11 protein-coding genes and 1 CRISPR repeat array are annotated in these 12,601 nt (G+C 70.4%); of the genes, 3 read left to right on the forward strand and 8 right to left on the reverse strand.

Going from position 1 to position 12,601, the window contains the following annotated elements; translation table 11 throughout:
- Nucleotides 1–66 precede the first annotated feature (66 nt).
- Nucleotides 67–1,254: a CRISPR direct-repeat array (repeat unit 28 nt; unit sequence GTCGTCCCCGCCCACGCGGGGGTGTTCC).
- Between the two features lie 164 nt (nucleotides 1,255–1,418).
- Nucleotides 1,419–1,556 (reverse strand): hypothetical protein, encoded by a 138-nt coding sequence (locus ACIA5F_RS30635; protein ID WP_399358678.1) that lies wholly within the window; start codon nucleotides 1,554–1,556, stop codon nucleotides 1,419–1,421.
- Nucleotides 1,557–1,903: 347 nt separating this feature from the next.
- Between ACIA5F_RS30635 and ACIA5F_RS30640 the strand changes: the two genes are divergently transcribed.
- Both ACIA5F_RS30640 and ACIA5F_RS30645 read left to right on the forward strand, forming a co-directional pair.
- On the forward strand, nucleotides 1,904–2,848 hold the full coding sequence (locus ACIA5F_RS30640; protein ID WP_399358680.1) for a hypothetical protein: 945 nt from the start codon (nucleotides 1,904–1,906) through the stop codon (nucleotides 2,846–2,848).
- 399 nt (nucleotides 2,849–3,247) lie between these two features.
- Nucleotides 3,248–4,027, forward strand: a complete 780-nt coding sequence (locus ACIA5F_RS30645; RefSeq protein ID WP_399358683.1) for an IS5 family transposase — start codon at nucleotides 3,248–3,250, stop codon at nucleotides 4,025–4,027.
- Here the strand turns inward: ACIA5F_RS30645 and ACIA5F_RS30650 are convergent.
- Complete coding sequence (locus ACIA5F_RS30650) at nucleotides 3,993–4,487, reverse strand: hypothetical protein (RefSeq protein WP_399358685.1); 495 nt, start codon at nucleotides 4,485–4,487, stop codon at nucleotides 3,993–3,995. The genes ACIA5F_RS30645 and ACIA5F_RS30650 overlap by 35 nt on opposite strands.
- 416 nt (nucleotides 4,488–4,903) lie before the next feature.
- On the reverse strand, nucleotides 4,904–5,929 hold the full coding sequence (locus ACIA5F_RS30655) for a sulfotransferase family protein (protein ID WP_399358688.1): 1,026 nt from the start codon (nucleotides 5,927–5,929) through the stop codon (nucleotides 4,904–4,906).
- A 389-nt stretch (nucleotides 5,930–6,318) separates the two neighbouring features.
- Here ACIA5F_RS30655 and ACIA5F_RS30660 point away from each other — a divergent pair, with 389 nt between their 5' ends.
- Nucleotides 6,319–7,545: a beta-ketoacyl-[acyl-carrier-protein] synthase family protein gene (locus ACIA5F_RS30660; RefSeq protein WP_399358701.1), complete on the forward strand. Its 1,227-nt coding sequence runs from the start codon at nucleotides 6,319–6,321 to the stop codon at nucleotides 7,543–7,545.
- Between the two features lie 26 nt (nucleotides 7,546–7,571).
- On the opposite strand, the gene ACIA5F_RS30665 is transcribed toward ACIA5F_RS30660, so the two are convergent.
- The 5 genes from ACIA5F_RS30665 to ACIA5F_RS30685 all read right to left on the reverse strand — a co-directional run bounded on the left by ACIA5F_RS30665 (nucleotide 7,572) and on the right by ACIA5F_RS30685 (nucleotide 12,130).
- Complete coding sequence (locus ACIA5F_RS30665) at nucleotides 7,572–8,516, reverse strand: acyl-ACP desaturase (RefSeq protein WP_399358690.1); 945 nt, start codon at nucleotides 8,514–8,516, stop codon at nucleotides 7,572–7,574.
- Nucleotides 8,513–9,652, reverse strand: coding sequence for a ferritin-like domain-containing protein (locus ACIA5F_RS30670; RefSeq protein ID WP_399358692.1), 1,140 nt, complete (start codon nucleotides 9,650–9,652; stop codon nucleotides 8,513–8,515). Before ACIA5F_RS30670 ends, ACIA5F_RS30665 begins: the two co-directional genes overlap by 4 nt.
- 17 nt (nucleotides 9,653–9,669) lie before the next feature.
- A complete protein-coding gene (locus ACIA5F_RS30675; protein WP_399358694.1) occupies nucleotides 9,670–10,581 on the reverse strand; it encodes an alpha/beta fold hydrolase in 912 nt (303 codons plus the stop codon).
- An 84-nt stretch (nucleotides 10,582–10,665) separates the two neighbouring features.
- On the reverse strand, nucleotides 10,666–10,893 hold the full coding sequence (locus ACIA5F_RS30680) for an acyl carrier protein (RefSeq protein ID WP_399358697.1): 228 nt from the start codon (nucleotides 10,891–10,893) through the stop codon (nucleotides 10,666–10,668).
- A 304-nt stretch (nucleotides 10,894–11,197) separates the two neighbouring features.
- Entirely contained in the window at nucleotides 11,198–12,130 is a 933-nt protein-coding gene (locus ACIA5F_RS30685) for an acyl-ACP desaturase (RefSeq protein ID WP_399358699.1), read from the reverse strand.
- Between the last annotated feature and the right edge of the window lie 471 nt (nucleotides 12,131–12,601).

Raw genomic sequence — 12,601 nt, forward strand, 5'->3', positions numbered from 1 at the left:
GGAGCTGCCCTGAAACAGGTAAAGGAAAACGGCATGATCCCGTAACAACACCCCAGGTCAGGAAGTGTCGTCCCCGCCCACGCGGGGGTGTTCCGTCGCCGTTCCACCTGCGGGGTGTGCGGGGCGGGTCGTCCCCGCCCACGCGGGGGTGTTCCGACCCCGCCGACGCATAAGCCGGACGCGGAAGGGTCGTCCCCGCCCACGCGGGGGTGTTCCTCAGCGTGCCGACGACCGCAGAAACCGACAGCAGTCGTCCCCGCCCACGCGGGGGTGTTCCGTCCCGGACGCGTCTGGTGCGCGGGTGCCCGGGGTCGTCCCCGCCCACGCGGGGGTGTTCCGGCGAGTCCTACGCCCTGGCCGCTGTACGGGCCGTCGTCCCCGCCCACGCGGGGGTGTTCCCCCGGAGCGCTGCGTCCAGCCGCGTCCACTCCTGTCGTCCCCGCCCACGCGGGGGTGTTCCGGTCTCCGGCCAGTCGGCCAGGCCCCGGATGTCGTCGTCCCCGCCCACGCGGGGGTGTTCCTTCCTTTTACATGCCCGAACAACTTTGCCACGCGTCGTCCCCGCCCACGCGGGGGTGTTCCCGACTTCAAGCAGACCACGTTCGGGTCCCGCACGTCGTCCCCGCCCACGCGGGGGTGTTCCCGACTTCAAGCAGACCACGTTCGGGTCCCGCACGTCGTCCCCGCCCACGCGGGGGTGTTCCCGCGACCGGGTAGAGGTGATCCTCGGTGGCGTCGTCGTCCCCGCCCACGCGGGGGTGTTCCTGCAGCCTGAGGTCGAGGTCGATGTGGAGACCCGTCGTCCCCGCCCACGCGGGGGTGTTCCCGAGGCAGACCACCGAGTGACCGTCTGGGTGCCAGTCGTCCCCGCCCACGCGGGGGTGTTCCGCTCGCGAGGACGATCACGCTGGTCGCGGTGCTGTCGTCCCCGCCCACGCGGGGGTGTTCCCACGGTACGGAGCCGGTGGGCGCCGGGGTCGCCGTCGTCCCCGCCCACGCGGGGGTGTTCCGCCCTCGGGGGGCCGCTCCGCAGGGGTCTGACCGTCGTCCCCGCCCACGCGGGGGTGTTCCGGGCTGTCCCCGGCGGCCAGGGCCGCGGCGCGGGTCGTCCCCGCCCACGCGGGGGTGTTCCGACGAGACAGAACACAAAAGCGCCGTGCGGCGCGTCGTCCCCGCCCACGCGGGGGTTCTCCGGACCTGATCATGCGGACGCTCCTCATGAGCCGGTCGTCCCCGCCCGCGCGGGGAGGTAGTCGGGGACGGCCTGCCGCCTTGTGTGCTGGCTGGCCTGGTTCAGAAGCTGTTTCACATCCTCTTTTCGCAGGTCACGGGCGTGGGAGGGTTGTGGCGATCCCGTTTGCCGTTCGGTTGGGCGTCGATGGTTGCCGTTCCGAACGGCGACGGCAGCGCCTTGGCCTTCAGGCGGCTGCGAGAGTGTCCGGCAACGCCTCCGTCTGGTGGCGAGGGCAGGCCGGGCGGCGCGACATGAGGGTGATGAAGGCCCACTCCGAGTCGCTGATCACCTGAGCGGCCATCACGATCATGACCAGGCGCATCACCAGACGGCAGTCCCGCCGGTCCGGCCAGCCGAAACCCCGTGAAACGCACCGGGACTGATCGTTCTCAAGGCCGCCATAGACTCCTTGCTCCGGAGCGATCCGAGGCGACGGCCCGACCTTTACCCTCCCACGACCGCCATCACGGCGGCACCGGGTTTACCGTTCGCCGTCCGGGCCGTCGCCGCGGTCCTTCCCGAACCGTTCGTGCCAGCGGATCACGCCGATGTCCTGCCACGGAGCCCCTTTCCGTTCAGCATCTCCCCTGATACCTCCGACTCCTTGATTGAACACTCGAACGGACTGCTGGCGTGGTGGCGCACGCATCCTTCGCGCACGGTGAGTGCATGAGTGAATACACGAGCGATGTGGTGCGGTCGTCGGTCCGCCGATCCCGGGTCCTGCGGGCGGCAGTCGGGGCCCTGAGTCTGACGGGCGCCCTCGTCACACCCCTGATCCAGGCGACCCCCGCTTCCGCGGCCACGACGGAGACCTTCACCGCCGACAGCACGTTCACCGTCCCGGCCGGCGTCACCAGCATCACCACGATCCTCGTGGCGGCAGGTGGTGGCGGATCCGGTGGCGGGGGTGGCGGCAGCGGCACCGTGCTCTTCCGCGGGCTCGGCGGGGGCGGTGGCGGAGGCGGTGGCGGCGGGGGTGGCGGTGCCCGGGTCGCGTGCACCCTGACCGTCACCCCCGGCCAGATCCTGACGCTGGCTGTCGGTACCGGCGGCCAGGGCGGTGGCGGCGGTGCTGCCGGGCTCGGCGGCGTCCTCGGTTCCACCGGCCGTGACGGCGGTAACGGCACCGAAGGCGGCCGGTCCGCCCTCGCCGTCAGCGGGACCACCCAGGCATCCGCCGCCGGCGGCGGCGAGACCAGAGGCGGCGGGGGCGGGACCGGCCCCCTGCCCGACTTGGCCGTGGGCGGCGGCCTTCTAAAGCCAGGAGCCGGCGGCAACGAGGGCGAGGCCGGCGACGGCTGCGGCCTGTTCGGCGGCTCCACCTGCCGCGGCACCCAGTTCAGCGACAGCGCCGGAAACGACGGAGACCAGGGCGAGCGCGGCTACAACGGCGGCGCACCTGCCGGCGGCACCGGCGGTATTGGCGCTACCGGTGGCGCGGCGGCGCCTCCGGTACCGGCTACCTGCCCGATCGGCAGCGGCGGCAGCGGCAGCGGCAGCGGGAACGGCGGCGGGAACGGCGGGAACGGCGGCCCTGACCTCGACACACCGGGAAACCCCGGAACCGCTGGCACCGGCGGCAGGAACGGCTGCATCACCCTCACCTACTGAACCCCAGGCCCACCGGCCGTGTGCCCCGGCCACCCGGCCGGGTGTCTGGCGCTGCGGGGGACTGATCCGGCTCGCCGTCCGTAGCCGATGCGGAGCTGATTAGACGCATCAGACCAGATCAGAGCCTTAGAAGCCGTTGCTCTATCGAGCATGGTGGGCATGAGTTCGAGTGTGGTTGCCCGGCGGGGTGATCTTCCGACGGTCCGGGCATGAAGGCAGGGCCTCCCGAACAGCTCGTGGGTGTCGAATCCATTCGAGCGTCAGGAGGCCCTGGTGCCGCAGTCTTCCGTGCTGTCCATCCCGTCGTCCAACTCGCCTTCCCGGTCGTGTGACTGCCTCGCCCACGTGTACGGGAATGCGAGCGATCGTCCGGGCCGGGAGCCCCGGTATCCGTCGGACATGACGGATGCGGAATGGGCCGGGGTCCGTGCCGCACTGCCGGTGCCGGGCTGGCTGGAGGGCCGGGGTGGGCAGCCGGAGGGTTACTGCCACCGGCAGATGGTCGACGCGGTCCGCTACCTGGTCGCGGGCGGTGTCACGTGGCGGTCGATGCCCGCGGACTTCCCCGCGTGGGACCGCGTCTACGCCTTCTTCCGACGCTGGCGCGACAAGGGCCTGACGGCCGAGTTCCACGACCGGCTGCGTGACCGGATCCGTGAAGCGGCCAGCCGCGACCCGGAGCCGACGGCGGGCATCATCGACGCCCAGTCGGTGAAAGGCGCCGCATCGGTGCCGGCCGCGACCAGGGGCTTCGACGGCGGCAAGAAGGCCAACGGCCGCAAGCGTCACATCGTGGTGGACACTCTCGGTCTGCTTCTGGCCGTGATGGTCACGGCGGCGTCCGTCACCGACCGTGACGCAGGACAGACACTGCTGGCCCGACTCAGCGAGCGGCACTGGCACATCACGCTGGTCTGGGCCGACGGCGGCTACACCGGCCAGCTCGCCGTCGCCCGCAGCGTGCTGCGGATCGCGCTGACAGTGATCAAACGCAGCGACGACACGGCGGGCTTTGTCGTCCTGCCGAAAAGATGGCTGGTGGAGCGCACGTTCGCATGGCTGATGCGCTCACGCCGACTGGCCCGCGACTACGAAGCCCGCACCGACAGTGCCGAGGCGATGATCCTGTGGTCGATGAGCATGGTCATGAGCCGCCGCCTCGCCCGGCGACGGCACTGAACATCCCCGGACGTTTCTCCGCCAGCCATCCCCGCGCGGCCAGGCGCTTGGCCTTCGACCGCACGCCCTCCACCTTCGCGGGCACCGGCTCCAGCCCGACCGCCACAGCGAGCTGCCGACAGTCCATCGCCCCGGCACGCGGCCCGTTCCCGCTGACCAGAGCGTCCATGAGCTGCTGATAGTCCGGTGCCAGCACCGTCGGATCGAGCCCTTCCCGCCACACCGGCACCACTGAACCGGGCACCGCACCCACAACCCGCGCCGGCCGCCCGTCGGCCACCACGACCACAGGCACCGCCTTGCCTCCGCCAGGTTCCGCCAGGACCTCGGCCACCGTCTCCCGGGCGACCACGAACCGCTCCCACACGGCCTCCGCCTCCCGCAGCTCAGCCTGAAGAACATCCACCCGCTGCCGAGCGGCGCGTTCACGCTCCTCCAACAACCCCATCACCGACGGCATCCGGCACCTCCACCGAAAGACGACACGACATCTCGTCCGTGCCACCGAAAGACCGGGCCCACGCCTGACCAGCGGAAACCCACCCGCCACTCTCGGAAAGACAACAGCTTCTCAGCCCTGATCACACTCGGATGCCTCATCGCAAGACTGTGAACACGGGCCGCCCCGGCGGGCAGCAACAGTGACCGGAGCAGCCACCTCCGTTCCGGAGCCGACCGCCGGTGACACCGGCGGCACGCCGTCGGCTTCGGGCTGAGACCCCATGCCTTTCGTTTCCGGACGTCCATGTCATCGGACACCTCGGTGTGCCGGCAACCAGCCGGAGCCGGATGTCCCGTCTGCTGGGTCCCTTACCGTGAACGGGCCGGGCGGCGCCTTCGCCGAGTGGCCGCCGCGGGCCCTGTCGGTACTGTGGCTCAGCGGCTTGCGAGTGCGAGTGTGCCGGGGGCGCACCACTTCTTGAGGGTGGCGAGGTCGTCTACGGGCAAGCGCAGGGAGGCTCCGCGTCTGCCGGTGTCCAGGAGGGAGCATCCAGTGTCCAGCCAGGTGGTGAGGGGGGCGACACCGATGAAGTGCGCGAGTCGTGCCAGTTCCCGGCGGGGGGCGTCGATCAGGTCCTCGTAGGCGAGGGTAGTGCGCTGGTGCGCGGGGAACGTGCGCAGATGGGCTGTGCCCTGTATCACCAGCTGTGACCACATGGCTGCGAACGCGCTGAGTGGCAGCGTGCGGTGGTGGATCAGAGCGGGGTCGAAGCGGTCCCCGAGCAGTGCGGCGAGGTCGGGCGGCAGTGACTGGATGTCGCTTTCGGTCAGTTCGCTCAGGGTGTGGGTGCCGGTGAGGGAAAGGATCTCGCGGAGCAGGAGGGTGGTCCGGAACCCCACGTGCCGACTCATGGACAGGGCGCAGTCGGGTCCGTCGCGGAACAGGTGGACGAACTTGGCCTGGGGGAAGGCGGTGCGCAGGCGTGGTACCCAGGGGAGGGAGAGGCCCGAGCGTTCGACCACGGCGCTCCGGCCGAACCGTTCGCACAGCGCGTCGAAGAGTGCTTGGTAGTGGTCCGGCGCGGTGCGTTCGGGCCACCTGCTGATATCGGCCTCCAGCGCGTCGAACAGGCTGTCCGGGTCGTCGGTGAGGTGCGGCAGAACCATGAGGGCCAGGGCGGGGATTCCCGTGGTCTGTGCCGAGAACCGGCCCGTACCCCGGGTATGGAGGAATTCCGGCAGTGGCACCCCGCTGCGGATCATGGTCTCGAAGAGCGGGTGCGGGTCGGCGAGGAGCCGCCAGAATCGCCTGCCGCTGAGGCGGCTCTCGGGGATACCGTTCTCGCCGACCGAGGTCAGCAGTTCGTTGAGGCTGAGAACGTCCGGGTGCTCATTGACGATACGGGACAGCGCGGTCGACCCGCTGCGTCCTGCCCCGACGACAAATACCGTGCTGCGCACAGTCCTCCTCTTCTCTGCTGATGGAGCCGTCCGTGGACGGCGGTGCGTTGCCGTGACACCGGTGCCTCGGCCGTTCCGGGCCTTTGGAGGCCTGTGCCAGGGGCGTGACCTGGGGTGTGGGAGCGTCGTTAGCCCGGTGCTCCCCAGAGCGGCCGGACGCGCTCCGGCCAGGGTGACTCCGGCCAGGGGCCCCACGCTCCCGGACTTCTGCTGCCCGCTGGGGACCTCGGCGCAGGGGGTTCTGGCCAGGCGCGGTGGTGATGCGTTGAGGAGTGGATGACGTGAGCGGTGTGAGGGCCGGGGTCCCGGTGCCGGGGCGGCACTCCGTGCCGCCGCAGGCTGCTGCCACGCTGGGCGTACCCGCCCTTTCCCCGTTCGCCGGTCCCGGAGTGCGCTCCGCTGTCGTCGCGGTCACGGGGCTGGGCATGCTGACCACCGCCGGGAACAGCGCCGAAGCGACCTGGGACGTGCTGTGTCAGGGCCGCGGCCTCGCCCGTCGCGACCCCGGTCTCACCGGACTGCCGGTGGACATCTCCTGCCGCGTCACCGGTTTCGACGCCGATGCGGAACTCGGCCGCCTGCGCGCCCGCCGGCTGGACCCCTTCGCCCAGCTCGCCATCGCCGCGGGGCGTCGCGCCGTCCAGGACGCCGGCCTGGAACCGAACGGCTGGCCGTCCGCCCGGGTCGGCGTCATCCTCGGGGTCGCCAGCAACAGCCTGTACACCTACGTACAGGAGTTCATCCGGCTCGGGCGGGACCGGCCCGATCTGGTCTCTCCCCGGGCGCTGCCCCGTTCCACGCCCAGCATGGCGGCGGCGGAACTGGCCATCGACGTGGGAGCACACGGCCCCAGCTTCACGGTGGCCAGCGCCTGCGCGTCGGGCACTACCGCGATCGCGGTCGCCCGCGATCTTCTCCTGGCCGGCAGCTGCGACATCGTGCTGGCCGGCGGGGCCGAGTCCGGGTGCTCCCGGATGGCCGTCACCTGCTTCACCCAGATGGGTCTGCTCGCGCGTGGCACGGGAGACCCGGCCGGTGCGTGCCGTCCCTTCGACCGGGAGCGGGAGGGCATCGTCCTGTCCGAAGGTGCCGCGGTCCTGGTCCTGGAGCGGCTGGACCACGCCCGGGTACGCCGTGCGCCCGTCCGGGCCCTGCTCCGGGGTGCGGGCGCGAGCTGCGACGCCCACGATCCGGTCGCCCCGCACCCTGAAGGGGCTGGAGCACAGGCCGCCGTGCGGGCCGCGCTGGCCGACGCCGGGTGTTCGCCCGGCGACATCGGTCATGTCAACGCGCATGGGAACGCCACCCGTTCCGGGGACAGTGCCGAAGCTCTGGCACTGTTGCGGGTCTTCGGTGGGAGCCCGCCCGCGGCGACCGCCTCGAAGGGGGTACTGGGGCACAGTCTGGGTGCCTCCGGAGCGGTCGAGGCCGCGGTGACGGTTTTGACACTGGGGCATCAGCGGGTGCCTCCCACGGCCAATCTGCGGCACCAGGACGCAGGCCGTGAGATCGACCTCGTCACCGGTACCCCCCGGCCGGTTGTCCTGGATGCCGCCGTGACACTGTCCTGTGGCTTCGGCGGTCAGAACGCGGCGCTGGTCTTCACCACTGTCTGATCGGCCCCTGGCGTACGGGGCCGCGCTCAGGGTGCGGGCCGGGCATGGACGGCTTGCAGTCTCCGGTACAGCCGGCTGAACCGCTCGGCCCTGGTGGCGAGATGCTCCAGGTGGTGACCGATGCGGTCACGTGCTTGTTCACCGGTGGGACCGAGATCTGTGCGGGTCATGATGCGCAGGGTGCGCAGCAGGGGGAGGAGGACCTGTTCGCGGTGGATACCGAGGTCGTAGATCCCGGCGGCGGCGATGCGCTGGGCGCGCTGCTGAAAGCCGGGGATGACGGCGCTGGCCATCTGGAAGCCGCAGATGACGTCGGCCAGGGCGGTGACGGCGGTGTCCGGAGTCAGCTCGATGGTGTCGGCGAGCAAGTCCCGGTAGAAGAGCATGTGGAGGTTCTCGTCGGCCGCGATACGTGCGGTCAGTTGTTCGCCGAGCCGGTCACCACAGGCAGCGCCGGTGTTGCGATGGGCCTCCCGGTTGGCCAGTTCCTGGACGGTCACGTAGGCGATGCCGTGGGCGATGCTCGGCTGAACGCCGGCGTAGCCGCTCTGTACGGTGCGCATCCGCAGGCGTTCGAGTTCCACGGGGTCGATGGCGCGGGAGGCGTGCAGGTAGGAGCGCAGTGCCTCGGCGTGGCGGGCCTCCTCCGCGGTCCAGCGGTGGATCCAGGCGCCCCACGCGCCGTCCCGTCCGAAGCGGGTGGCGATCTCGAAGTGGTAGCTGGGCAGGTTGTCCTCGGCGAGGAGGTTGACGATGAACGCGTCCCGCACGGCCGGGGGCAGGGCCGACTGCTCCGGCTGCCAGGGCTGCCCGTCGAGCGGGCCGTCGTAGTCGGTGGCCTTGCTCCACGGTGTGTAGGTGTGGGGCATCCACTCCCGCGCGGCGCCCAGGTGCCGGTCGAGGAGCCGGGCGACGCTCGGCTCCAGTTCGGCGAGGAGATGGTCGGCACGGCGGCCGGTGTGGAGGGTCATGAGCCATCGCTTTCGGTGAGTGGGGACGGTCGGTCGGAAGCCGGCGCGGATACGCCGGGGGTGGACTCCGGCGCGGTCGCCAGGCGGGTCATCGCCGCGATGTCCTCGCGGCGCCTTCGCCGTTCGGCCTCGTCGGTGTCCACGCCGGACGGCAGACGGTGCCGGGCGTAGCGCAGCAGTCCCATGGCTTCGAGTCCGGCGCGCGTCCGGGGCCCGAACAGTGCGACGTCCTGGAGGGCGGGAATGATCTGGCGGAAGGTGTGGGAGCGGCGCGCGGCCTCGGGCAGGGAGCGGTGTGCGGCCCGTGCCGTTTCCGGCCCGTGTCCAAGGGTGGCCCATACATCGTCGAAGGAGAGGCCGTCGTGGATGACGCGGCAGCATTCGAGGGCGAAGTCCTCGCGTTCGCGCAGTTCGGTGCCGGTCAGGCCGTGAATCCTCTCCCGGAGCAGGCTGCGGCCGAAGGCGACATGACGGGCCTCGTCCCGGGCGACGTTCGTGGTGAAGGCACGGCCCAGGGGGTCGGTGAGGTACGTCCGCTGGGTAGTGAGCATGACCAGGGCCATGTATTCGAGCATCAGTCCGGCGATGCAGTAGAAGTCCGGATGCGAGACGCTCAGGGCATCGTCGAAGATGCCCCGCAGTGCGTCACACACCGGGTAGCGGATGCCGATCTGCTCGGTGAGCAGCCGGTTGAACGCCTCGACATGACGGGCCTCGTCCATCAGCTGTGTGGCGGCGAACAGCTTGGAGTCCATGTCCTCGGTCGCGGCGAGAATCCGGCTCAGCCCCATCAGGGTGAACTGCTCACCGTGCAGCGCCTGCGAGTAGGACCACGCCTGGGTGTGGCGGCGCAGCACCGCACGCTCCGCCTCCGGCAGCCGCTCCCACAGCGGGGTGCCGGACACCGGTACGAACCCGTCGGGCAGGCCCAGCGGGTTGGCCGGGTCCATCCGGTGTGTCCAGTCCAGGTCGGTGGCGGCGTTCCACTGCCGTTCCTTGCCCTGTGCGTAGAGCCGCAGGGTGTGCTCGTCCTGCTGGGCGTACTCCCACTGGAAGACCACCGGGGTGTCCGCCGTCACTGTCCAGGAGCCGGTGGACCGTGGGAGTGCGGGGGCACGGGGTGTGTGACCGGGCACGTTGACGTCCTTCCGGGTCAGGACCGCGGGCGCGGCGAAGAGGGGTCGCCCGGCATCCGTGCGGCGACCTCCGCGGGCGGCGTGGCCGGGACGGGGGCCTTACTGAACTCGTACAGCAGGCGGCAGAAGGCATCCGGCCGCTCCAGCGGAAGCGCGTGGCCCGCCCCGGAGACTTCCTCGTGGCGGGCTCCGAGCGCATCGGCGAGGCGGCGTCCGTACCGGGGGGTGGAGTACGTGTCGTGCTCCACGGTGACGATCAGTACCGGTACCGCGAGGGCGACGGTGAGGTCGATGGGCCCGGCCATCAGACGCACCGTGTTCGCCAGGGCGTTGCGATACTCCCGGGGGCCGGTGCGCAACTCCCGGAGCAGCAACGCGTGCATCATGCGCTTCTCCGGCCCGCTCCCGGGGTCCAGCGAGCGGATCACGGAGGCTGTCTCCCTCGCGAAGGCGTCCACCCGGCCTCGGTCGAACAGCTCCACCAAGCGGGTGAGACGCGCGGAACTGTCCTGGCTTCGCGCCGGGTCGAACAGGGCGAACAGGGCCAGGCGCCGTACCCGGTCGGGATGGAGCGAGGCATACCGGTGGGCGATGACCGTGCCGAAGGAGTAGCCGGCCAGGGTCACCTTGCGGTCGGTCAGTTCCGCCAGCACCTGGTGGAGCACTGCTGTGAGTGAGGCCAGGTCCTGCCCGCCCGGCAGGGCCTGCGTAGGGCCGTATCCCGGCAGATCCAGCGTGAACAGGGTGGCGAAACCGCAGATCTCACGCTCGTGCCGGTGCCAGGAGTCCCTGTCGTCCGTGAGGCCGCCGATGATCAGTACCGGCTCCGCCGACGGGTCGGGACGAGGCACGGTCCGGCTGACACAGACCGCCCCCGCATCATCGTGGCGACGGATGTGCGCGTTCACCGGTCCCGGTGCGAGCGCCATGTCTCCACATCCTTGAGCGCCGGTCCGGAGGCACTTCGCGGCGGGGTACCGCCGGGCCCGTCCCGGAGGACGGCCACTGCCCTGTCACCTCGCCGATCCGGCTGCGGCACGGTAGTGCTCCGCCGCCTCGGCGAGCGTGACATCCATATGAAGCCCCTCTGCCAGCAGCCCTGTCTCCTCGGCCATGATCACGGCCATCTCGACCAGCGACATCGAGTCCAGGCCCAGCGAGCGCAAGGTGGCGTCGGGGGTCACCGCCCTGGGGTCCACACCGAATTTCTCGGTCAGCAGCTGACCAATTTTCTCGTACATGCTCGACATCCTTAAACCGTGGTACCGAGCAGCCCTCGGTACACCGCGATCCAGCACCGGGCCGTCGGCCACTGTCCGGTTTCCGTCACCACCTGAGCACACGGCACCTGGGGCGGGGCCCGTCGTGGCGCACGGACGGACGCCGTCCGAATGGGTCGGTGCCCGGTTCCGGTCGGCCGCTGAGCGCCCGGTACCTCATGCCGTTCAGGGCGCAGTGTTCACCGGTACGAGTGATCCAGCTCGCCGGGAGCGGTGTTGACGCGCGGTACGCCCCGCCCTGCCCGAGGCGCAACGGCGGGCGCGGTCACTTCACCGCCAGCCGCAGACGCTCGGAGAGTTCACCGAAACGGCGTGCCCGGTCGGCGTGGTGCTCAAGCATCCCCGCGATCTGCTCCCGGGCCTGTTCACCCGCGGGTCCCAGGTCTCCGGCCTCGAACACCCGCATGGCCCGGGTGAACGGCTGCAGCACCTCCTCGTGGTACGTGACCGGGGTGAAGATCCCGGACTGGACCATGGAGTTCAGGAGACGGGTGTGGCCGGGGGCGGCGTGGCCCGGACCACGTCCGTCCGCCATGACCCGGGCCACGGCCTGAAGGACCCGGTCAGGGCAGAGCTCCATCGCCGCCTGCAGCACGGTGCGGTAGAACAGCATGTGCAGGTTCTCGTCCTGGGAGATGCGCTGCAGAAGCGCCTCGCAGCCGGGTTCACCGCACAGTCGGCGGGTGTTGTGGTAGGAGACCCGGGTCCCGAGTTCCTGGATGGCGACATAGACGAGGGAGGCCACCACATCGTCGCGGTAGTCGGTGTCCCAGCCGTGCTGGACGTGCGCGGCACGGTCCTCTTCGAGAACGACCGGGTCGACGGCCCGGGTGACCAGAAGGTAGTCCCGGATCGCCATGCCATGACGCCCCTCCTCAACCGTCCACCGGTTGACCCAGGTTCCCCAGGCCCCATCCATGCCGAACATCCGGGCGATCACCCGGTGGTAACTCGGCAGGTTCTCCTCGGCGAGCAGATTGTGCACCAGCGCGTCCCGCGCGGGTGCGCTCAGCCGGCACTGCGCGGGCTCCCACGGCTTCCCCTCGTACACCCCTTCGTAGTCACGCCCCTGGCTCCAGGGCACATAGGTGTGCGGATACCACGTCGGCGAATGCCTCAGGTGGTCATCGAGCGCCCGGCCCGCCACGGGTTCGAGAGCGATCAGGATCTCGGCGTCCTCACGAAAGAGGGATGCCATGCTCGCCTGCCTTCCTGTGAAAAGTGAAGAGCCCCTCACCGAACAGGGCGTACGGGCACTCGCCCGTCCTGCGGTCCTGCGCGGCAGTACGACTGCCTTCGCACCCCTGTGCAAGACTCCCGCGAAGCCATAACGAACTTCCGGTCCAGTGGAAATGGCCGCTCGCGAGACCGAGGCCATTCGTCCTCACTCTGCACCGGCCGGTGGAGAACACGCTCACACCAGATGGCTGACGAACACTCACCCCGCACGACATCCCGTGCGTGCACCGGCCACGCACACCAGCCAGTGCCCTTACGGATACTGACTTCAGCTCGTTGGGGTGATTCCGTCCGAACTTCCTGATGGGTGTGGGTGGGTGGGTGTATCCGTGGTGTGTGAAATATGCGGATGGGGGCGGGCTGACTCCTGCGGGACGTCGGCGCCGGGAATCGGTGCGGCTGGAGGCAGCCGAACTGTTCGAGCAGCAGG

It is taken from the genome of Streptomyces sp. NPDC051567 (assembly GCF_044454165.1).
In the GTDB taxonomy this organism is placed as follows: Bacteria; Actinomycetota; Actinomycetes; order Streptomycetales; family Streptomycetaceae; genus Streptomyces.

What these genes read in the sequence shown, in the direction of transcription:
- ACIA5F_RS30675 (WP_399358694.1), bottom strand. Translation starts at nt 10,581, where the DNA reads ATGGCGCTCGCACCGGGACCGGTGAACGCGCACATCCGTCGCCACGAT.
- ACIA5F_RS30680 (WP_399358697.1), bottom strand. Translation starts at nt 10,893, where the DNA reads ATGTACGAGAAAATTGGTCAGCTGCTGACCGAGAAATTCGGTGTGGAC.
- ACIA5F_RS30685 (WP_399358699.1), bottom strand. Translation starts at nt 12,130, where the DNA reads ATGGCATCCCTCTTTCGTGAGGACGCCGAGATCCTGATCGCTCTCGAA.
- ACIA5F_RS30650 (WP_399358685.1), bottom strand. Translation starts at nt 4,487, where the DNA reads ATGCCGTCGGTGATGGGGTTGTTGGAGGAGCGTGAACGCGCCGCTCGG.
- ACIA5F_RS30665 (WP_399358690.1), bottom strand. Translation starts at nt 8,516, where the DNA reads ATGACCCTCCACACCGGCCGCCGTGCCGACCATCTCCTCGCCGAACTG.
- ACIA5F_RS30640 (WP_399358680.1), top strand. Translation starts at nt 1,904, where the DNA reads ATGAGTGAATACACGAGCGATGTGGTGCGGTCGTCGGTCCGCCGATCC.
- ACIA5F_RS30645 (WP_399358683.1), top strand. Translation starts at nt 3,248, where the DNA reads ATGACGGATGCGGAATGGGCCGGGGTCCGTGCCGCACTGCCGGTGCCG.
- ACIA5F_RS30635 (WP_399358678.1), bottom strand. Translation starts at nt 1,556, where the DNA reads ATGCGCCTGGTCATGATCGTGATGGCCGCTCAGGTGATCAGCGACTCG.